This window comes from Mixta sp. (assembly GCF_024610815.1).
GTDB lineage: Bacteria > Pseudomonadota > Gammaproteobacteria > Enterobacterales > Enterobacteriaceae > Mixta > Mixta calida.
In genome coordinates this window covers 14,960-35,506 of sequence record NZ_JANION010000083.1, presented here as the reverse complement: position 1 = coordinate 35,506, position 20,547 = coordinate 14,960, and the positions used below count along the sequence as shown (strand labels likewise).

The 20,547-nt window shown below is 60.8% G+C and carries 18 protein-coding genes; 10 read left to right on the top strand and 8 right to left on the bottom strand.

What is annotated here, in order from left to right:
* Positions 1–59: 59 nt before the first annotated feature.
* The 8 genes from MYY08_RS05495 (at position 60) to MYY08_RS05460 (ending at position 8,401) form a co-directional block, all read left to right on the top strand.
* Positions 60–2,822 carry a sigma-54-dependent transcriptional regulator gene (locus MYY08_RS05495; RefSeq protein WP_038630136.1) on the top strand — a complete coding sequence of 921 codons (2,763 nt, stop codon included), beginning with the start codon at positions 60–62 and terminating at the stop codon, positions 2,820–2,822.
* An 89-nt stretch (positions 2,823–2,911) separates the two neighbouring features.
* The gene (locus MYY08_RS05490) at positions 2,912–3,334 is read left to right on the top strand and encodes a PTS sugar transporter subunit IIA (RefSeq protein WP_038628585.1); all 423 of its coding nucleotides are present in this window, start codon (positions 2,912–2,914) and stop codon (positions 3,332–3,334) included.
* Between the two features lie 15 nt (positions 3,335–3,349).
* Positions 3,350–3,820, top strand: coding sequence for a PTS sugar transporter subunit IIB (locus MYY08_RS05485; RefSeq protein WP_038628583.1), 471 nt, complete (start codon positions 3,350–3,352; stop codon positions 3,818–3,820).
* A 14-nt stretch (positions 3,821–3,834) separates the two neighbouring features.
* Positions 3,835–4,611 carry a PTS mannose/fructose/sorbose/N-acetylgalactosamine transporter subunit IIC gene (locus MYY08_RS05480; protein WP_038628580.1) on the top strand — a complete coding sequence of 259 codons (777 nt, stop codon included), beginning with the start codon at positions 3,835–3,837 and terminating at the stop codon, positions 4,609–4,611.
* On the top strand, positions 4,592–5,428 hold the full coding sequence (locus MYY08_RS05475) for a PTS system mannose/fructose/sorbose family transporter subunit IID (RefSeq protein ID WP_038628578.1): 837 nt from the start codon (positions 4,592–4,594) through the stop codon (positions 5,426–5,428). Before MYY08_RS05480 ends, MYY08_RS05475 begins: the two co-directional genes overlap by 20 nt.
* 10 nt (positions 5,429–5,438) lie before the next feature.
* Entirely contained in the window at positions 5,439–6,500 is a 1,062-nt protein-coding gene (locus MYY08_RS05470; protein WP_038628576.1) for an SIS domain-containing protein, read from the top strand.
* Positions 6,501–6,521: 21 nt separating this feature from the next.
* Entirely contained in the window at positions 6,522–7,532 is a 1,011-nt protein-coding gene (locus tag MYY08_RS05465; protein ID WP_038628574.1) for an SIS domain-containing protein, read from the top strand.
* A 101-nt stretch (positions 7,533–7,633) separates the two neighbouring features.
* Positions 7,634–8,401 carry a class I SAM-dependent methyltransferase gene (locus tag MYY08_RS05460; RefSeq protein ID WP_038628572.1) on the top strand — a complete coding sequence of 256 codons (768 nt, stop codon included), beginning with the start codon at positions 7,634–7,636 and terminating at the stop codon, positions 8,399–8,401.
* 105 nt (positions 8,402–8,506) lie between these two features.
* Here the strand turns inward: MYY08_RS05460 and MYY08_RS05455 are convergent, their stop codons facing one another.
* On the bottom strand, positions 8,507–8,944 hold the full coding sequence (locus MYY08_RS05455; RefSeq protein ID WP_038628570.1) for a DcrB-related protein: 438 nt from the start codon (positions 8,942–8,944) through the stop codon (positions 8,507–8,509).
* Positions 8,945–9,192: 248 nt separating this feature from the next.
* Between MYY08_RS05455 and MYY08_RS05450 the strand changes: the two genes are divergently transcribed.
* On the top strand, positions 9,193–9,756 hold the full coding sequence (locus tag MYY08_RS05450; RefSeq protein WP_038628568.1) for an RcnB family protein: 564 nt from the start codon (positions 9,193–9,195) through the stop codon (positions 9,754–9,756).
* A 145-nt stretch (positions 9,757–9,901) separates the two neighbouring features.
* Here the strand turns inward: MYY08_RS05450 and MYY08_RS05445 are convergent, their stop codons facing one another.
* The 5 genes from MYY08_RS05445 to MYY08_RS05425 form a co-directional block, all read right to left on the bottom strand.
* Positions 9,902–11,029: an NAD(P)/FAD-dependent oxidoreductase gene (locus MYY08_RS05445; protein ID WP_038628566.1), complete on the bottom strand. Its 1,128-nt coding sequence runs from the start codon at positions 11,027–11,029 to the stop codon at positions 9,902–9,904.
* A 43-nt stretch (positions 11,030–11,072) separates the two neighbouring features.
* A complete protein-coding gene (locus MYY08_RS05440) occupies positions 11,073–12,143 on the bottom strand; it encodes a Gfo/Idh/MocA family protein (protein WP_288013689.1) in 1,071 nt (356 codons plus the stop codon).
* The gene (locus MYY08_RS05435; protein ID WP_052133955.1) at positions 12,143–12,916 is read right to left on the bottom strand and encodes an amino acid ABC transporter ATP-binding protein; all 774 of its coding nucleotides are present in this window, start codon (positions 12,914–12,916) and stop codon (positions 12,143–12,145) included. The genes MYY08_RS05440 and MYY08_RS05435 overlap by 1 nt, the downstream gene beginning before the upstream one ends.
* The gene (locus MYY08_RS05430; protein ID WP_038628562.1) at positions 12,906–13,733 is read right to left on the bottom strand and encodes an amino acid ABC transporter permease; all 828 of its coding nucleotides are present in this window, start codon (positions 13,731–13,733) and stop codon (positions 12,906–12,908) included. Before MYY08_RS05430 ends, MYY08_RS05435 begins: the two co-directional genes overlap by 11 nt.
* Before the next feature lie 79 nt (positions 13,734–13,812).
* Positions 13,813–14,631 (bottom strand): ABC transporter substrate-binding protein, encoded by an 819-nt coding sequence (locus tag MYY08_RS05425; protein ID WP_038628560.1) that lies wholly within the window; start codon positions 14,629–14,631, stop codon positions 13,813–13,815.
* A 201-nt stretch (positions 14,632–14,832) separates the two neighbouring features.
* Between MYY08_RS05425 and MYY08_RS05420 the strand changes: the two genes are divergently transcribed.
* Positions 14,833–15,903 carry a LacI family DNA-binding transcriptional regulator gene (locus MYY08_RS05420; RefSeq protein ID WP_084971335.1) on the top strand — a complete coding sequence of 357 codons (1,071 nt, stop codon included), beginning with the start codon at positions 14,833–14,835 and terminating at the stop codon, positions 15,901–15,903.
* A gap of 107 nt (positions 15,904–16,010) precedes the next feature.
* On the opposite strand, the gene opgB is transcribed toward MYY08_RS05420, so the two are convergent.
* Positions 16,011–18,302: a phosphatidylglycerol--membrane-oligosaccharide glycerophosphotransferase gene (opgB, locus tag MYY08_RS05415; RefSeq protein WP_288013681.1), complete on the bottom strand. Its 2,292-nt coding sequence runs from the start codon at positions 18,300–18,302 to the stop codon at positions 16,011–16,013.
* A 334-nt stretch (positions 18,303–18,636) separates the two neighbouring features.
* Positions 18,637–20,403: a glycerol-3-phosphate dehydrogenase/oxidase gene (locus MYY08_RS05410; protein ID WP_038628553.1), complete on the bottom strand. Its 1,767-nt coding sequence runs from the start codon at positions 20,401–20,403 to the stop codon at positions 18,637–18,639.
* Positions 20,404–20,547: the final 144 nt, after the last annotated feature.

Below are 20,547 nucleotides of genomic sequence, written 5' to 3'. Positions count from 1 at the left end.
ACGCCCGCATCGCTGACTTCGCGGCATCATAGCCCTTGATGTAAACCGGGGAAATCATGATGCGCAAAGATAAATTACTGAATTTTCTGCTTAATCAGACCGATTTTTTTGACCCGCAGCACCTTAGCGAGGTCTTCACCGCCAGCTGGCTGGCACAGCGCTTCGCCATGCAGCGCAACACCGCCAGCCACTATCTCAACCAGCTGGTCGCCGAGGGACAGCTGATAAAAATCAATACCCGCCCGGTCTGCTTTCTGCATAAGGGCAGCTTTGAGCAGCAGTTCTTTCCGCTGTCGCGCAGCGAATATAGCAGCGTCGATGAGCTGTTAGCGGAGGAGGGGGATCGCGCGCCCGCCGCCGACCATTTTGCGCTGCTGATCGGCCATGACGGCAGCCTGAAGAAACCGATCGAGCAGCTGAAAACCGCGCTGTTCTATCCCGACGGCGGACTGCCGCTGTTGATCACCGGCGACAGCGGCACCGGCAAAAGCTATATGGCGCAGCTGCTGCATGAGTACGCCATCGCGCAGCAGGTGATCGCGCCCGACGCGCCCTTTATCAACTTCAACTGCGCTCAGTACGCCAGCAATCCCGAACTGCTGGCCGCCAACCTGTTCGGCTATGTGAAGGGCGCCTTTACCGGCGCGGTCAGCGATCGGGCGGGCGCGTTCGAGGCGGCGCAGGGCGGCATTCTGTTTCTCGATGAGGTGCACCGTCTCAACGCCGAGGGGCAGGAGAAGCTGTTTACCTGGCTCGACCGCAAGGAGATCTTCCGGGTGGGCGAAACGGCGCAGGGGCAGCAGGTGCAGGCACGGCTGATTTTCGCCACTACCGAGGAGGTGCACAGCACCTTTCTTACCACCTTTATCCGCCGTATTCCCATTCAGGTGACGCTGCCCGATTTGGAAAGCCGCAGCCAACAGGAGAAGCAGGCGCTGATGCGGCAGTTTTTCTGGCGCGAGGCGCAGCGGGTGGGCGGCAACCTGCGGCTCAGCCCGCGGCTGACGGCGGCGCTGGAAAGCCATATCTGGCGCGGCAACGTCGGCGAGATGAAGAACGCGGTGAAATACAGCGTCGCCTCCGCCTGGGCGCGGCAGCGCGGACAGACCACTATTGAGGTGACGCTGCACGATCTGCCGGAGACGGTGATGGCGCAGCTGCCCGCGCTCGGCGACCCGCAGGTGCCGGACGAGCCGCTGCTGATCGATCGCGCCGCCTCGCCCGACTGGCTGCTGCGGCAGCAGAACGGCGCGCGCCTGTTAATTCAGGAGACGCAGCTTAGCGTGCTGGCGCTGTTCGCACGCTGGCGCGGCGGGCTGATGGCGTGGGAAGAGATGGAAAAGCGCATGGGCGGCGAGATTGAGATGCTGTTCGACCGGCTGATTTTCGATAACCGCGATCGGGAAGCGTCGTCGATGCTGCTGCTGACCAGCAGCCAGGTGCGCGAAGAATTCTACCGGCTGGAGAAGCGCTTCGGTCTGCAATTTAACGGCAACTGCATCTACGCCCTGAGCCACTATCTGTTACAGCGCGCCAGCGAAACGCCAGCACGCCTGAATACGGAACTGATGCGCCAGCTCTCGCACGCGCTGGAACAGCGCTATCCGCTGCTCTGCCGCTTCTGCCATGAAGTGCTGTCGGCGGTGACTCATAAGCTCGATTTGCAGCCGCAGCGCATCGACGCGCTGCTGCTGATCCTCTGGCTGCAAAAAAGCGGCGCGCTGAGCCAGACGCAGATGACGCGCGCGGTGATCCTCGCACACGGCTACGCGACCGCCAGCAGCATCGCCAACGTGGCGAATCGTCTGTTGAAAAGCAACCTGTTCGAATCGTTCGATATGCCGCTGGACGTGACGCCGGAAGCGATCGCCAGCGAGGTGATGAACTATATCGAGCGCAACGCGCTGGCGTCCGGGCTGGTGATTCTGGTGGATATGGGATCGCTGAACCTGATCCACCAGCATTTCCAGCGCCGCATCACCACGCCGGTGGCGATTATCAGCAACGTCTCGACGCGCATGGCGCTTTACGTGGGCGAACGCATCCTGCGCGGCGACTACCCGGAGGCGATCGTCAGCGAGGTGGCCGCCGACCTGCCGATCGAGCACCAGCTGATCTGGCCGCAGCAGAACAAGCCGCGCGCCATTATCACCGCCTGCGCCACCGGACTCGGCGCGGCCAGCAACCTGAGCGCGCTGTTGAAGGCGAGCATCCCGGAGGCGCTGGCGATTGAGATGGTGGCCTGCGACGACGACAGCCTGACGGATGAGGCGAAGCGCGCCTCGCTGCTGGCGCGTTATGAGGTGCTGGCGGTGGTCGGCACGCTCGATCCCGGTCTGCCGGTGCCGTGGATTTCGCTGGAGTCGCTGATTTCCGGCCAGGGCAGCGCGGCGCTGAACACCCTGCTCGGCGGCCTCGCCAGCGCCTCGCAGATTGAGGAGATCAATAACCAGATCGTGAAAAACTTCTCGCTGCGGCGGGTGATCGAGTCGGTGACCATTCTGGATACCGGTAAGGTGATTAATCAGGTCGAACAGTTTTTGCTGCGCTATCAGCATCTTGTCGGACTACAGCTCGCCAACGATCGCAAGGTGGCGCTCTATATTCATATCAGCTGCCTGATTGAGCGGCTCATCCGTCAGGCGGCGATTCAGCGTTACAGCGGAACGCAGCGTCCGTCGCGGCAGCTCAATCCGCTGCGCGAGGCGCTTAGTGTCATTGAGGCCAGCTACAGTGTCAAAATCCCCGACGCCGAGCTGCATTACATCCACGATATTTTGCATCGCCAGACCGAATTTATCCCGTCAGATCAAGAGTTTTAATCCCTTCTGCCGCTTCGTTTCCGGCGCGCCACTATTTCTGGCACGCCGGTTGCTCTTATTTCTGCGTGGAAACGCTTGATGAGGTCAGGATGAAACGTCACTACATTTTTGCCAGCCACGGCACCTTCGCCGCCGGCATCCGTCATTCCGTCGAGTTAATACTGGGCGCCCAGCCGCACCTGCACACGCTGTGCGCCTATGTGGATGAAAACGAAGATTTAACCCGCCAGGTGGATAGCCTGATGGACGCCTTTACGCCGCAGGACGAGCTGATTGTCATTACCGACATCTTCGCCGGCAGCGTGAACAACGAATTTATTCGCTATCTCCATCGACCCGATTTTCATCTGCTGGCGGGCTTAAACCTGCCGCTGGTGATTGAGATGTTGATCGCGCCGCCGGACGAGCCTGCGCTTCAGCTTATCCACGAGGCGCTGGCCAACGCCAGAGAAGGCATGCAGTACTGCAACCAGACCATCAGCGGCGCCCGCTGCGCCGACAAAGATTTCTGAGCGAGGAGGATAACAATGATAAAGCTCTTACGTGTCGATCACCGACTGCTGCACGGCCAGGTGGCCTTTTCCTGGACGCAATATATTGGCGCCGACTGCATTCTGATCGCCAACGACAGCGTGCCGAACGACGACCTGCGCAAAACCACCATCAAGCTGGCGAAGCCGCCAGCGGTGAAGCTGGTGATCAAAAGCATCGACGACGCCATCGAGGCGATCAAAAGCGGCGTCACCGATAAGTACAAGCTGTTTATCGTCGTCGAGTCGGTGGCGGACGCCTGGCGACTGGCGTCGGCGGTGCCGCAGATCGTCAGCATCAACCTCGGCGGCATCAAGGCGCGCGAGGGCAGCCGCAATATCTCGAAAGCGATTAACGTCCTGCCGGAAGAGATTGCGCTGTTGCAGGAGCTGACGCAGGCGGGGACGGAAATTGAAATCCGTCAGGTACCCGGCGATCGCAAACAGCTGTTTACCGAGGCGCTGTAGCGCGGGGAGTCACCATGACAGAGGCACTTCTGCTGGGGCTGGTGGCGTTTATCGCTCAGTCCGAATATGCGCTCGGCACTTCGCTGCTCTCGCGGCCCATCGTCACCGGCCTGCTGACCGGGCTGGTGCTGGGCGACGTGCAAACCGGGGTGATAATGGGCGCGACGCTGGAGCTGGCGTTTATCGGCTCGTTTTCGGTCGGCGCGTCGATTCCGCCCGATGTGGTGACCGGCGGCATTCTCGGCGTCGCCTTCGCCATCACCTCCGGCGCAGGCACCGAGACGGCGCTGCTGCTCGGCCTGCCGATCGCCACCCTGACGCTGGTGTTGAAAAACGTCTATCTGGGGCTGTTTATTCCCACGCTCAGCCACAAGGCGGACGTCTATGCGGAGCGGGGCGATACCGGCGGCATCGAACGCATGCATCTGCTGGCGGGGTTCGGCCTGTCGCTGATGCTGGCGACCATCGTCACCGTTTCATTCCTTGTCGGCAGCGGCGCGGTGAAAAGCCTGCTCGACGCCATCCCCGAATTTATTAAACACGGGCTGAGCGTGGCGACCGGCATCATTCCGGCGCTCGGCTTTGCGATGCTGGCGCGGCTGCTGATCAATAAAAAGGTAGCGCCCTGGTTTTTCCTCGGCTTCGCGCTGATGGCCTACCTGAAAATTCCGGTTACCGGCATCGCCATTCTGGGCGCTATCGCCGCGGTGGTGATGGTCAACGTGACGCATCAGCCTGTGCAACGCGCCTCGACGGCGCAGGGAGTTGAGAATGACGAAGATGATTTCTGACAACGAAAACCCGACGGAGCCGACCATCACCCCGCGCGATCTGCGCCGCGTGTTCTGGCGCTCTTTCCAGATGGAGTTCTCCTGGAACTATGAGCGGCAGATGAACCTGGCGTTTGTCTACGCGCTGATGCCGGTGCTGAAAAAGCTCTATACGCGCCATGAAGATCTGGTCAGCGCGCTGAAGCGCCACCTGGTGTTCTTCAACACCACGCCGCATATCGTGACGCTGATCCTCGGCATCACCGCGGCGATGGAGGAGAAAAACCGCAGCGGCGGCGGCATGGACAGCGCCTCGATCGATAACGTGAAGGCGTCGCTGATGGGACCGCTGGCAGGGCTGGGCGACTCCTTCTTCTGGGGCACGCTGCGGCTGATCGCTACCGGCATCGGCACCAGCCTGGCGCTGAAGGGCAATATTCTTGGGCCGATCCTGTTTGTGCTGATTTTCAATATTCCGCACATCCTGGTGCGCTGGCTCTTTACCCGCTGGGGGTACGTGCTGGGCACCGGCGTGCTACAGCGCATCCAGCAGAGCGGCATGATGGAGAGCGTCACTTACGGCGCGTCGATCATCGGCCTGATGGTGGTCGGCGCGATGACCGCCTCGATGATCGATATCACCATTCCCATTACCTTCGGCACGGGCGAGGCGAAAACCGAGGTGCAGTCGATCATCAACGACATTATGCCCTGTCTGTTGCCGCTGCTGAGCTTCGGCATCGTTTACTGGCTGCTGGGGAAAAAGGTGCAGCCGCTGGCGATTATTGGCGGGATGGCGGTGGTCGGCATCCTGGGGTCCTGGATTGGTCTGTTCTGAGGAGAAAAGCATGTCGGTCACCATGATGCACTGTATCGAAAGCGAGCCGGAAATTCTGGCGCGCATACTGAACGAATATGAAACGACGCTGGCGCCGGTGCGGCAGCGGCTGGCGCAGGGGCCGGTGCGACGCCTGCTGATCCTCGCTACCGGTTCGTCGATGAACGCCGCCCAGTGCGCCGCGTTCGCCTTCAGCCAGTGGGCCGGGGTGCAGGTGGAGATTAAAGAGCCGTACCCCTTTACCCACTACGAGCGGCTGGACGAGCAGGCTGACTGGATCGTCGCCCTGTCGCAGAGCGGAAAAAGCCACTCCACGCTACAGGCGCAGCGCAAGGCGCAGGCGGCGGGACGACAGGTCTGGAGCCTGACATCCGATCCGCACAGCCCGCTGGCGCGCGAGGCGGATGCGCTGCTGGACATCAACTGCGGCATTGAGCCGGTGGGATTCGTTACCGTCGGCTTCAGCGCCACGGTGCTGAACCTGCTGCTGATGGCGATGATGATCGGCGAAGCGCAGGGCGAACTTGGCGCCGCGCGGCGGGAGAGTCTGCTTCAGTCGCTGCGCGCGCTGACGCGCTATCTGCCGGAGACGATGCGCCGCACCGACGCATTTATCGATCGCCATCAGACGCTGCTGGCGCAGGCGACGCGCTATGTCGCCATCGGCTACGGCGCGCTCGCTGGCGTGGCGCAGGAGTTTGAGACCAAGTTCACTGAAACCGTGCGTTGCCCCTCCAGCGGCTTTGAGCTGGAAGCCTATATGCACGGCCCCTATCTGGAGGCGAACGCCAGCCATCTGCTGCTGTTTATTGAAGATGCGCCCAACTCACGCAGCGCGGCGCTGCGCAACTATATGCGTCCGCACGTTCGGGCCGCGCTGACCCTTAGCGCGCAGGGCGACGGCGATGAAACCACGCTGGCGCTCGATTTCCCTCTCGATCCCTTGCTCGCGCCGCTGCTGCTGATTGTGCCGGTGCAGATCATGGCGTACCGCGTCGCCACGCTGAAGGGCATCGATTTAGGCGTGCGGATTTTTGACGATTTCGACAAGGTGCTGCAAAGCAAAATCTAATCATTCCTCAGGAGAAATAATATGTTGGGTTTTAATCAGGACGAGTACCTGACCAGTACTCGTGAGATCATCGCTGCGCGCGAAATCGCCGAACAGGTGGCGGAAACCATTCATCAGACGGGCTTCAGCAACCTCTTTTTCGCTTCGGTCGGCGGCTCGCTGGCGCCGATGATGGCCATCAATGAGTTCGCCAAAGAGTGCACTGCGCTGCCGGTCTACGTGGAGCAGGCGGCGGAGCTGATCGCGAAAGGCAATAAAAAGCTGAGCAAGGATTCGGTGGTGATTACCCTGTCGAAATCGGGCGACACCAAAGAGTCAGTGGCGATAGCCGAATGGTGCAAGGCGCAGGGCATTCGCGTTGTCGCCATTACCAAAAACGCCGATTCGCCGCTGGCCGCCGCCGCCAGCTGGCATATTCCGATGCGCCATAAAAACGGCGTCGAGTTTGAATATATGCTGCTCTACTGGCTGTTCTTCCGCCTGGTGGCGCTGAACGGCGAATTTGCCGACTACGACCGCTTCGCCAGCCAGCTGGAACAGCTGCCGGAAAACCTGTTGCAGGCCAAGCGCGACTTTAACGATCGCGCCGACGCCATTGCCCGCCAGTATCACGCCAGCGACTATATGATGTGGATCGGCGGCGCGGAGATGTGGGGCGAAGTCTACCTCTTTTCGATGTGCATTCTGGAGGAGATGCAGTGGAAGCGCACCAAATCGGTCAGCTCGGCGGAGTTTTTCCACGGCACGCTGGAGCTGCTGGAAAAAGAGGTGCCGCTGTTCCTGGTGAAAGGCGAAGGCAAATGCCGCACGCTGGACGATCGCGTCGAGGCGTTCGCCCGTAAAATCAGCGACCACGTCGTCGTGATCGATCCGCGCGACTACCGTCTGAGCGGCATTGACGAAGCGTACCGCTGGATTATGGCGCCCTGCGTCGCCTCCACGCTGCTGGTGGATCGACTGGCGGCGCACTTTGAAAAATATACCGGCCACGACCTGAATATCCGCCGCTACTACCGCCAGTTTGATTATTAATGCCGCCCGCCCTTTCCGCAGCCGGAGAGGGCGGCTTCCGGCTTAACTTCGCTTCTCTAAAGTTGCATAATTAATGCAACTTAACTTGGCGCGAGGTCATCATGTCTGACAGTAATAAAGCGGGGCATACTTTTCTGGCGAGCCTGGGCAAAACCCGGCTGCGCCCCGGCGGCGCGGACGCGACCGAATGGCTGTTTGCGCAGGCCGGATTTACCGCCGAAAGCCAGGTGCTGGAGATCGCCTGCAATATGGGCACTACCTCTATCGAGCTGGTTTCCCGCTTCGGCTGCCGGGTTCACGCCGTGGATATGGACAAGCAGGCGCTGCGCAAGGCGCAGGAAAACGTTGACGCCGCCGGTCTCGCCGACCGCATCCAGCTGAGCGAAGCTAACGCTCACCATCTTCCTTTCCCGGATAACAGCTTTGACGTGGTGATTAACGAAGCGATGCTCACTATGTATGCCGATAAGGCCAAACAGCGACTGGTGCGCGAATATTATCGCGTACTGAAACCCGGCGGCTGTTTGCTGACGCACGATATTATGCTGACGCGCGGCGAGCTGGAAGCGCAGGCGGATACGCAGCTGCAACAGGTGGTGAAATCGAACGTCAGCCCAATGACGCAGCCCGAATGGCAGGCGCTGTTTTATCAAAATGGCTTTAGCCAGGTAGCGACGCATCACGGCCCGATGACGCTGATGTCGCCGCGCGGCATGTTAAAAGATGAAGGCGTGCTGAGAACGCTGAAAATTATTTTTAACGGGCTGAAAAACCGTGAAAACAGACGGCGCTTTGTTGGGATGTTCCGCTATTTCCGCTCTCAGCGGCGACAAATGAACTATATCGTCTGCTGTTCGCGCAAAAGCTAAAAAGGGAAGGATGGCGCCTTCCCGCTGAAGGTGCGGCCAGCCTGCGCCGCCCGCGTTAAGGTTGCGGCAGCACAGGCCGACGCGGATGCATCGAGCCTGTGGAGATCAGGCGGTTGGCGTAAAGCTGGCAAGCAGCGCGGAAAACTGCGCGCATTCCTCGTCGGTCAGCGCGCCGTTTTTAGTCTGGGTAAACACCAGAATCTGCGATGCGTTCAGCATGAATATCGCCTGCTGCTGTGCGATGGGGCGACCCTCGCGCTGGAAGGTGGTGACGATCCGCTCTCCCTCGATCTCTTGTTTCCCCAACCGTGCGCTGTCGCGCTGCTTCGTCTGCCAGTTCGGCAGATGCTTTTGCATTAACGCCAGCTGGCCGCTGATATAGTCTTGCAACGTCATGCCCGGCGGCAGCCGATCGCGCGATATGGTATAAGTGGGGGCGGCGATGTTTGCCGTTCTGAACAGGTTAGCGGTCTGATCCAGATAGCCTTCGGGAAGGGTAATGCTGCCTTCGGTAAACAGGCAGCGGGATGCTGTTTGGGTCATTTTTGCAGTTCCTTTTGCATTGAAAAATATGATTTTTACACAGCGAAAACGAAATAACCATATGCCAGGTAAGGAAAAGTGACACATACGGGTGCCTGCGGTAGAGCGGTTGTTGAAATAATGATCAGCCTGTAGCGAAAAACATTAAAGTTCACAATAAATGTTGAGACTGTTGACGTAACCAAGGGTAATTTGTTGTCACTAAAATAAGCGCCCGTAACAGCGGGGCAGGGATAACAGGAGAAACCATGCGTAACACTCACAAACTTTTATTTTCGGGCGCATTGATTAGCGCGTTGGCATTCACTTCTGTCGCCTATGCGGAAGGCGAGCAGGCTACGGACCCGGCGCAAACGCAGGAAAATCCGATTCAGTCGGCGCCGCAGACGCAGGGCAATCCGGGACAGCCGGCGCCGGAACAAACGCCAGCGAATCCGGCGCAGCCGGTGCCGCAGACGCCGGACCAGCAGAACCAGCAGGACCCAACTCAGGGCGCGCCGGAAAGCGCCATGCCGCAGGACCCGACGCAAACCCGGCCGCAGGCTGAAACGCCGCCGGACGCCGCGCAGGCGCCAAAAGAGCCGTACGAAGTCACCGAGTTCTTTAGCGATTCCCGGCGATACACGATTGGCGATACGGTGCCGGAAAAATATCGCAGCAAGACTTATGAGATCACCGAGTGGCAAAAACGTCACCTGCCTGCCCCGGAGGCGGATAGCCACTGGACCTACATGGGCGGCAACTATGTGCTGATCACTAAAGGCGAAGGAAAGATCGTGAAGGCGAAATCGGGCGATATCTTCTTTCACTAAGTCATAACGGGAAACCAGCTGTTTGCGGCCAGCGCTTTATCGGCGTCTGGCCGCTGTCGTTTCTGGCTTTTAGCGCGTCGGGCGAGGCGGAGCTACCACAGCGCACCGCGTCGCCGGGGCAGGCAGGCCGCCCCGGTTTCAACGGTTACGCCTGGCTAAAGCGTTCGGCGCGGAAGGTGGCGAACATCGGGTGGGGCTCGCCGCTGATAATCTCATCCGCCAGCAGCTCGCCGGCGATCAGCGCCAGCGTCGCGCCTGAGTGGGTAAAGGCGACGAAGCAGCCCGGCGCCTTTTTCAGTTCACCGAAAACCGGATTGCCGTCGCCCGGAATCGGCTTCAGACCCGCTTTCCAGCCGCTGGCGCGCAGCGCTGGCCGGCCGGCGATCAGCTTGCTCGCCTCCTGTACCAGCTCCTCTACCACCGCTTCCGGGATGGTGTACTGTCCGTCTGCGGCGCGGCGAATATGTTCCTCATACCAGTCATGATCGATCGCCAGCGTCGCGCCCGGATTCGGACGTATCGCGGCGCGCGGCGTGTTCATCACCACATCTACCGGCGTATCGATGGGATCGGTCGTGACCAACATCGATACCGGCGATCCGTTGGGAATCTTCACGCCCAGCGGCGCCACCACGTCCGGGGTTTGCGGGCCGCAGGCGACCAGCACCGCGTCGGCATCAATCTCGCCTGCCAGCGCCGTGGCGACGCCGCAGGCGCGTCCGGCGGCGTCGGTTTTCACTGCGGCTTTACCGGCATGCTCTATCAGCCTGCCGCCGCGCTGATGAAACTCCTCCATCAACCAGCCGATCAGGTGCGGCAGGCTGACCCAGCCTTCGCCGGGGTTGAAAATCGCCTTGTCGGCCATCGCCTCCGGCGCGATATTGCGCGCGCAGCCGCCGACGGTTTCCGGGCCGACCAGCTTCGAATCGTAGCCGTGCGCGCTTTCCAGGGCGTGGCGCGCGTGCGTGCCGCGATCGTCGTCCGCCGCCCAGTAGAGGCCGCCGTCAAAGCGCAGCCACGGAAGATCGGGATGTTGCGCGAACAGCGTGCGGTAGCGATCGATGCCCGCCATACGCAGCGCATGATATTCACGCGCGCGCTCGCCAGCGGAATTGAGCCAGGATAGCGAGCGGCCAGAGGCGCCGGAACACAGCTCCGCTTCGGTAATCAACACCACCTGCGCGCCCTGGCGCAGCAGATGCACCGCGCTGGAAACGCCAATCGCGCCGCCGCCGATCACGGCGACGATTTTTTCATTTTTCTGCAAAGACATAGGGTGGTTCCTTGTTCAGGTAACAGATTGAATAGGGGCCGCCTCAGGCGTTGCGGACGGCGTAACGGGTATGCAAATCTTCAATCAGGCGCAGCGCCGCCAGCGATTCGGCGGCGTCCACCGGCGGCGGGCCGCCCTCCAGCAGCGCATTGGCCAGCAGGCGGTAAAAGGCGAGGTAATCGCCGCGCTCGGTTTCAACAGGCTTATTTTCGCCATCGCGGGTCAGCGTCCCCCAGCGGCTGGCCTCCTCTATACCGTACCGCGCGTCCAACGGCGTCATGCCAGCTGCAAGCAGGGGCTCCTGGTTATCCAGTCCCCACTTGGTAAAACCTGCGCGGCTGCCCAGCAGATGAAAGCGCGGCCCCTGACGGGCGGCGAGTCCGTTCATCCACAGCCGGGTGCGTATGCCGTTTGCGTGCAGCAGCGAAACGAAGCTTTCCTCATCCGCATCCGACTGCGCGGGCAGGGTATGGCGCGCCAGTTCGGCATAGCTTTCCGTCACCGGGCCGAACAGCTGTAACGCCTGATCGATAAGATGGCTGCCGAGATCGAGCAGCAGGCCGCCGCCTTCCGCCACGTTGGCGCGGTCGCGCCAGTTGCCGAAGCCCTGCGGGCGCCACCACTCAAAACGCGATTCAAAGCTGCGCACTTCGCCCAGCGCTTGCTGGCTAAGCAGCCTGCGCACCGTCAGAAAATCGCCGTCCCAGCGTCGGTTCTGAAATACCGTCAGCAGCGTGCCCGCCGCCTGCGCGGCGGCGATCAGCGCTTCGCCGTCGCGGCTGTTGGCGACAAAAGGCTTATCGATCGCCAGATGCAGGCCGCGGGCGATAGCCGCCTCCGCCTGCGCGCGATGCCCTTCCGGCGGCGTGCCGAGCACGATCAGATCGAGCCGCAGCTCGCCCGAGTCAATCAGCGCCAGCAGCTGCGGCCAGCTCTCCACCAGCCGCGCCTGCGGATAGCGCTGCTGCGCCAGCCTGCGCCGTTCCGCGTCGGCGGTGACAATCGCCGTCAGCGCAAAGTGCGGATCGGCGGCCAGCAGCGGCGCGTGAAATACCTGGCCGGATATGCCGAACCCCACGACCGCCGTGCGGATCTTTCCTTGCAGCAAGGGCATCAGAGCACCTCCGATAAGAAGCGGCGCAGGCGCGCCGAGCGGGGACGTTCAAAGATCGCTTCCGGCGTGCCGCTCTCGACGATCTCGCCTTCGTCCATAAATACCACCTGGTCGGCCACCTTACGCGCGAAGCCCATCTCATGCGTGACCACCACCATCGTCATTCCGCGCTGACAGAGATCGGCCATCAGATTCAGGACTCCTTTCACCAGTTCCGGGTCGAGCGCCGAGGTCGCCTCGTCGAACAGCATTACCTCCGGGTCCATCGCCAGCGCTCTGGCGATCGCCACGCGCTGCTGCTGACCGCCAGAGAGATCGCGCGGCCGATGATCGGCGCGCTGCGTCAGCCCCACCTCGTCCAGCCGCAGCCGGGCGATCTCCAGCGCCTGCTGCTTCGGCAGCTTTTTAATTTTCCACGGCGCCAGCGCCACGTTTTGCAGCGCGGTGTGGTCGGGAAACAGATTAAAGTGCTGAAACACCATGCCGATGCGCAGGCGCAGCGCGTCCGGCTTCTCTTTCAGTACCGAGCGGCCCGCCAGCAGCACATCGCCGGTTTTCGGCTCGTGTAGCCGGTTGATGCCGCGCAGCAGCGTCGATTTGCCCGACCCGGACGGGCCGATAATGCAGGTGGTGCTGCCCGCCGGAATATGCAGCGAGACGTTGCGCAGCACCTCGACGTCGCCATAGGCCAGCGTCAGGTTGCGCAGCTCCAGCGTGGCGCCGTGAAAGGCGGGCTCCTGCGTGGTATCCACAGCTAAGGCGTTATTCAGCATACTGTTGCTCCCGATGGGTGGAGAGAGGGGCCGTGCGGCCGGGCTTCAGCGGAGGCGTGCTCTGCTGCACTTCATCCAGCTCTTTCAGGCCGCTCTGCGGCGCGCTGGCGCGGCGGCGGCCGGTGCGGTAACGCTCGTCGATGGTATTAACCAGATGAGTCATCGGTACCGTGATCACCAGATAGAACATCCCTGCCAGCATCAACGGCGAGAGGTTGCCGGTCAGCACCGCGGCGTCCTGGCCGACGCGGAACAGTTCGCGCTGGCCCACCATCAGCCCCAGCAGGTAGACCAGCGAGGAATCTTTGATGATCGAGATAAACTGGTTCACCACCGCTGGCAGCACGCGACGAATGCCCTGCGGAATGATGATCAGCGCCATGGCGCGGCCGTAGCTCATGCCGAGCGCGCGGCAGGCTTCCAGCTGGCCTTTATCGACGCTCTGAATGCCGGAGCGAAATATTTCCCCCATATAGGCGCTGGCGATCAGGCTGAGGGCGAAGATGCCGAGCGGGTAGGGCGTTGGGCCGAACAGCTGATAGCTAAAGCGCGCCAGGCCCTGGCCGATCAGCAGGATAGTTAAAATCGACGGCAGGCCGCGAAACAGATCGGTATAGATGCGCGCTGGCAGGCGCAGCCAGCGTGACGGCGAGATCGCCATCAGCGCCAGCAGCAGGCCGAAGCTGGTGCCCAGCACGGTAGCGGCCAGAGAGATGATCAGGGTATTGATTAAACCGGTCCCCAGCAGCTGGGGAAAAACGGCCATCATCGACGGGAAATCGAAGAAGGTCCGCGACAGAATCTCGAACAGGTCCATAGTAAGCACTCGCTTTTTTCAGGGGCGGGACGCAACTATCCCCGCCCGGTGGAACAGGCTGGTTTCTGAGAAGGCGGTATTACTGCGCGCCGGGCAGGTACTGTTTCGGCATCGGCGAGCCTGGGAACCACTTCTCATAGAGGCGTTTCCAGGTGCCGTCCTGCATGGCGTCGGTGATGGCTTTATCCAGCGCCGCTTTCAGCGCGGGCTTCTGTTTCGCAATGGCGAAGCCAGCGGGCGCGTCAAACGACGGGATATCGGCCGCGTGGACCAGTTTGAAGCGAGCGGCATAGCTTTTGGCCGCCTCGAAATCGAGGAAGACGGCGTCCAGCGTGCCATTATTCAGGGAAGAGATGGCGGCGTTGTTGTCGGGGAAGCGCACCAGATCGGTCTGCGGGAAGTGTTTCACCGCATAGCTCTCTTGCAATGTGCCCTGCACCACACCCATACGGCGTTTCGCCAGCGTGCCGACATCCTTGATGCCAGTATCGCTGCGGGTCAGCACCGTCAGGTAACCCGCCAGATAGCCGGTGGTAAAATCGACGGTTTTGGCGCGCTCCGGCGTAATGCCGATCGCCGCGACGCCAGCGTCATACTGCCCGTTAGCGACCGCGGGCAGAATGCCGGAAAAATCCTGACCGATAAAATCGACCTGCTTAACGCCAAGGCGATGGGCGACGTTAGTAAAGAATTCAATATCGAAGCCGGTAAAATTGCCTGAAGCATCGGTAAAGGTGTAGGGTTTTGCATCGCCCAGACTGGCGACCCGCATATGACCGGGTTCAATCAGGCCGTAGGGATTGTCGTCCGCGGCGGCGGCGCGGGTAGAGAGAGTCGCGATGGAGGCCGAGGCGATAAGCGCGACGGCCATTTTGAACAGGATGTTGTGCGATTTCATAAGTAGTCCGTTTTTGTTGTTAAAACATCAACGACTATTGAAACCGGGGTCGTTTAATTAGTATGAGACCGGTCTCAATGCAGGTGCTGATTATGGAGAAGAGTCGTTGTGAGACCGGTCTCAAATCAGTTACAGTGATATTAAGCACAGCCTTTCTGAGTCGTCAATGATCGAACCTTCAACCTGTGATTCGAATTAATTATGACAAGTACAAATATGCGAATGAAAGCCCCGACGACCGCCGACGTGGCGCGCGAGGCGAAGGTTTCTAAAGCGCAGGCGGCCAGGGCGCTGGGCGGTTACGGCGCCGTTAGCGAGGAGGTCATGACGCGCGTGCAGGCGGCGGCAGAGCGCCTCGGCTATCGCCCTAACGAGCTGGCGCGCAGCATGAACACCGGGCGTTCCAATACCCTGGGCGTTATCGTCGGCGATATTGAGAACCCCCATTTCGGCCTGGCGCTGCGCGGCATTTCCGATGTGGCGCGCGAGGCGGGCTACCACGTCATCCTTAGCAACAGCGACGAACAGGTGGCGATTGAGCAGGAAGCGGTGCGCGTCATGCTGGAAAAGCGGGTCGACGGCATTATCGTCGCGCCTTGTAGCTCCGCCGCCAGCCACAACCCGCATCTGGCGCAGGTGCTGGCGGAGGGCAGGGCGCTGACTTTATTCGATCGTGCGGTATATGACATGGATGTGGAGGTGATCGGCGTCGATTTCACCCGTACGGCGCAGCAGGCGACGCAGGAGTTGCTGGAAGCGGGGCACCGCCGCATCGCTTACGTCACCAGCATGAACTGCGCGGAGCCTTACCGCAGCCCGGAAGACATGGGGCTGACGCCAGTGGCCCAGCGTATCGCCGGTATGGAGCAGGCGTTTCGCGTGGCGGAGGTGCCCTTCGCGCCGACGCTAATCAAGCCCAACGCGCTGGACGACGCGGCGGTGGCGCGTATCGTTGAAGAGCTGTTCGCCGATGCCGCGCCGCCGACGGCGGTGATCGCCTCTGACAGTCTGATCGCCCAGTCGCTGATGCGCGAGTTTCATCTGCGCGGCCTGCGCATCCCGCAGGATCTGTCGTTTGTGATGTACGATAATTTCCCCTGGACGGAGATCGTCTCGCCGCCGCTGTCGGTGATTGCGCAGCCGGTGTATGAAATGGGCTGCGAGGCGGCGCGGCGTATTATCGCCCAGATCCGCGGCCAGGATCCCGGCCCGATGCCTGCGTTTGAAACGCGCTACATCCGACGCGGCTCGACCGGCCCGGCGCCGCGCTGAACAGGCCGCTCAATCTGCGGCAAACGGTAGAACGTTTTGCGTAAGCGCGGTATGAAGGCCAATAAAAAAGGGAGCGGTTGTCCGCTCCCTTTTGTTATTTAACCCGACTAACCGGCTACCGGCACCACTTTGATTTCCACCATGCCGATACCCAGCTTGCGCGGATCCTGACCAATGATATTACCCTCGTTAGAGAGCTGCGGTTCCGGCGGCATAATCACCAGCTGGCTGCTGCCGTTGGGGTTGGTGAAGTGCAGCGTCACGGTACTCACCTCATGGCCCAGCGTCATGGTCTGCTGCTGGTCGCCGACGCGCACCGGAATCGGGCGCTGCGCATTGGGGCCAAAAGCTTTGGCGCGGATCACCAGATCGAAACGCGGCGGCAGCGGTTTGACGTAATCGATCGTCACTTCCGGCGCGAGGTTAGCGTTGGACCAGCGGCCCCAGGCTTCCGGCCGGGAAATGCCGCTGAACTGCTTCACCGCCAGCGGCGCGCCCGGCACGTCGAGCTTAAAGCTATCCGCCTCGTAGCGAATATCGTTATCGGCGATCTTCAGCGCGGCCACATTTTGCTGATGGCGCAGCGCATCCAGCTTCTGCTGGGGGATACGCACTTCGCCCTGCCAGTTCGCGCTGTCGATGCGTTCTACCTGCGGCTGCGCGCCAAGCTGGCCCTGCGCCACGCAGAGGTCGGTTGAGAGCGCCAGCGTCGGCTGCCACAGCCGCGCCATTTTAAAGCAGCGGTCGACCCAGACGAATTTCTCATCGGCGGCGAAATCGGCCAGCTGATAGCGCAGCGGCGCGGCATATTCCCCTTCCGGCAGCGGCTCGACTTTATCTTTGCTAATTTTGAGCAGCAACGGCAGGCTGAAATGCGCGCCGGAGAAGCTGATGCTGTTTTTCTCGCGGTCGACGCTAAAGCGGTCGATACGTTTCGGGAAGCCCCACAGCTGGATAACGTCCGGTTTCCATGTCAGCACCTTTTTCTTCATATCGAACTGATCCGACAGCGACCGATCCGAGAGGGAGCTGCGTCCAAGGCCTATCGCCTTGTCGCCGCCGAGCAGATCCAGCACGGTGGCGCCGTTATCCAGCGAGCTGCGCTTCATCGTCAACAGCTGCGGCTGCGCGCGGTCGCCGCGAATCACCATAAACAGGTTGTCGCGCTGATGGGCATTCAGGTATTTCCATGCGGTATTGTTCATCGCCAGGTGATCGGACGAGACCACAATCAGGGTATTTTTCGCCCACGGCGACGCGAGAATGCGTTCTATCAGGCGCGCCACGTGCTGCTGACTACAGGCGACGGCGCTGAACGACTGGTTCGGTTTGCCTTCATAGCTGTAGCTTTTACGATCGCAGCTGCGCGAGATAAAGCCGTCCGGGTGATGGGTGTCGACCGTCAGGGTAAACAGGGCGAAAGGCTGTTTCTGCTGCGACAGCTGCTCGAACTTCTGCCATACCTCATCCATTACCGTATCGTCATAGAAGCCCCAGTTATTGCGGTAGGCTGGATCGGCGACCTGATCTTTCAACTCCTGCAAGCCGTACAGATGATCGATGCCGTGCGACTTCAAAAAGGTATCTTTGCCAGCGAAGCGCAGATCGGCACCCTGCATAAAATATGTCTGATAGCCGGAGTTTTTCAGGATGTCGCCCAGGCAGATATTCTGCGGGAAGAAGCTGGAGAGCGATGCCGAGGCGTTGCCTTCAAAGGGGGCGAACAGCGGAATGCCGCACTGCGAGGCGACCATCCCGGCGATGGTGTATTCGGTGCCGGGCAGCTGCTCGGTCTGTGAGAAATCGAGCGCCTGCTGCTGTTTCAGGCGGCTCAGCTCCGGCGCCAGGCCGGGAAATGCCTGTTCGTCGAACCAGGTGCGCTCCAGGCTTTCGCCATAGATATAGACCAGGTTCAGCGTCGGTTTGGCGATCTGCTTTTGCGGCACGTGATACCACTGCGCGAAGTCGGAATCGCCGACGCGGCTCTGCGAGCCGAGCAGATCGACCACCTGCTGAAAGGCGGGCGTGGTTTTAATCGAGCTGAGCGCCAGCAGCAGCGCCAGCAGGCTGTAGCCGAAATGGTGCGGCCGATCGCCGCGTCGCCGCAGCAGCCAGGAAAGCAGGCAAAAGACCAGAAACAGCGCCAGCACCAGTCCGATGCCGGGCAGCACATATTTGCTGACGCCTGCGCCGGTCAGACTGTTGGTCAGGGTATAGAGCACCGCATCGTTAATCCCTTCGCCGGTGAAGTAGTTACTGGCGTACAGGGTGGCGTTAAGAATGATAAACAGGCCAAGCACCAGCAGCAGCGCCAGATACCAAAAGGTATTGCGTCCGGCTTTACAGGCGTAAATAACAATCGACGCCACAAACAGGATGACTGAAAAGAGTTCAGACAACGAAATTTCCTCATGCGCAAGCGGGCGGCTATCGCGCGCCAGAATCGCTTTTATGACAGGGGAGAGCAGAATTTTTTCAATCTATCCTGACTGTCACATCCCTGCAATACGCCATATCACAACTGTGGCGCGCAGCGCGCAAATTCAGACATTGAGCGGGCTGAACGTGCAGCGGCAGCTTTGTGAATATGCGCTGGCGCTTCGGAGAAAGGGTGCGTCGGACGGCGGGACGTCGCGCACCGGGTCAAAGTTGCGCCAGAAACCGGTAGCGGTAGAGGCATCTGATAAAACGCTGAGCATCAGCAGTAAAAAATAACGCTAACAGGCTTTACGGCTAAACGACCTGCATCTCTTCTGCGGATTGAGAAGAGGAGGCTAAACGAAGCCCGGAGACGCCGTGCAGACGCGCCAGGCGGGAAAGGGTCCGTTCCAGCTGCTGCTGGCGACAGGCATCGTTCCAGCCCATCTCCTGCGCCATCAGGTGTGCGATTTCCGCCATCAGCGGCGGCGTCAGCTGGCCGGAGATGCCGAGCGCGGTGCGGCGCAGCAGCAGGTCTTCCAGCATCACCACCTGTTCCTCCTTAATCAGCCAGCGCAGCTCGGTATCACTGTAGTCGGCGTGATGCTGCAACGGCTGCTCATCGTTCGCGGCGATTTGGCGCAGCAGCGGCCCGGCACGCGTGCCGTAGCGCTCCACCAGCCGATCGATGCGGCTCTCCGGTAGCTGATATTTGGCGCTCAGCTCGCGGATCCAGCTGGCGCGGCGTTCCGGGCAGGGAAAATTGCGCCCGCCGCCGATCGCCATATTTTCGGTAGAACGCAGACGTTTCTCGCCCAGAAGCCGCAGCACCCGATCCGCTGCCTGTTCGCCGAAACGGCGGAAGGTGGTCCATTTGCCGCCTACCAGGTTCAGCACGGAAAAATCGCGCGTGGCGTCAGGCGGAAAGTAAACCAGCGAATGGTTACGCGTGATGCGGCCGCTCACTTCGGTGTCGCTGGCGGGCAGCGGACGCACGCCCGCAAAGGTGTAGATCACGTCGTCGTCGGTGACGTCGATATGCGGGAAGATAAAGCGCAGCGACTCAAGAATATAGCGCTGTTCCTCTGCGGAGCAGGCGATATCGTCCGGGTCGTCGACGCGAATATCGGTCGAACCGACCAGCACCTTGCCGTACCAGGGGAACATAATGCAGACGCGTCCGTCCTGATTTTCGTAATAGACCATTTCGTCGCGCAGTTCGGCCAGCAGCGCCGGGCTGTCGATGATCAGGTGCGATCCTTTCGTGCCGCCGATAAGCTTCGGTGGATCCGCCGGCAGCAGGCTGTGGTTGATCTTGTCGATCCAGGCGCCGGTGGCGTTGACGATCACATGCGGCTCAAGGGTGAAAATCGCGTTGGTGAGATTGTCGCGCAGCGTTACCCGCTCGCCGTCGCTCTCCACCAGGCTGACGTAGTTCAGCGCCAGCGCTGCGGCGTTGCTGTTTTCCGCATCCAGCACCAGCTCCACGCCCAGCCGCTCCGGCGCTTTGATCCAGGCGTCATAGTAGGTGGCGCTGTATCTTACCCAGTCGGCGAAGCCGGGCCAGCGAGTACGGGTTTCCGCCGTGTTGTTGAGCCGATGACGCGGCATATTGCCCTGCTGACGGGTATAAAAATCGTAGAGCGACAGGCCGGTTTTGATCAGCAGCGCGCCGCGTCGCGTTGGCTGTTCGCCCAGGCGTAAGAAGCGTTTGCTGGCGTTGACCAGGCCGCCGCCCCAGCTATCGATGGGCACCGTGGTGCGCAGGGGAGAGACGTAATGAGGGGCATTTTTTAGCAGCCGGTCGCGCTCCTGCACCGACTCTTTCACTAAATCGAACTCGCCGGTTTCCAGATAGCGCAGGCCGCCGTGGATCATACGCGACAGCGCGCCGCTGGCCGCCTGGCACCAGTCATCTTTTTCCACCAGCACCACCGGCACGCCCTGCAACGCCAGTTCGCGAAAGGTACTGATGCCATTGATGCCGCCGCCGACAATCAGCACCGGCGCGCGATTGCGCTGGCGCAGCGCGGCGAGCTTCTCTTCCCGATTGCGCTTCACCACCACTTCCTGTTTCCGCATTTTTTCCTCCTCCGCCAGCCGCAGGATGCGCTGGCTCAGCGTTAACGGCTTGCTCCTGCAATTATTTTCGCCGTGGGAGGAGAGGGCAAAAAATGGGCCGCATAAAGTCCATATATGTGACCTGGATCGATATTTTTCTGTAAA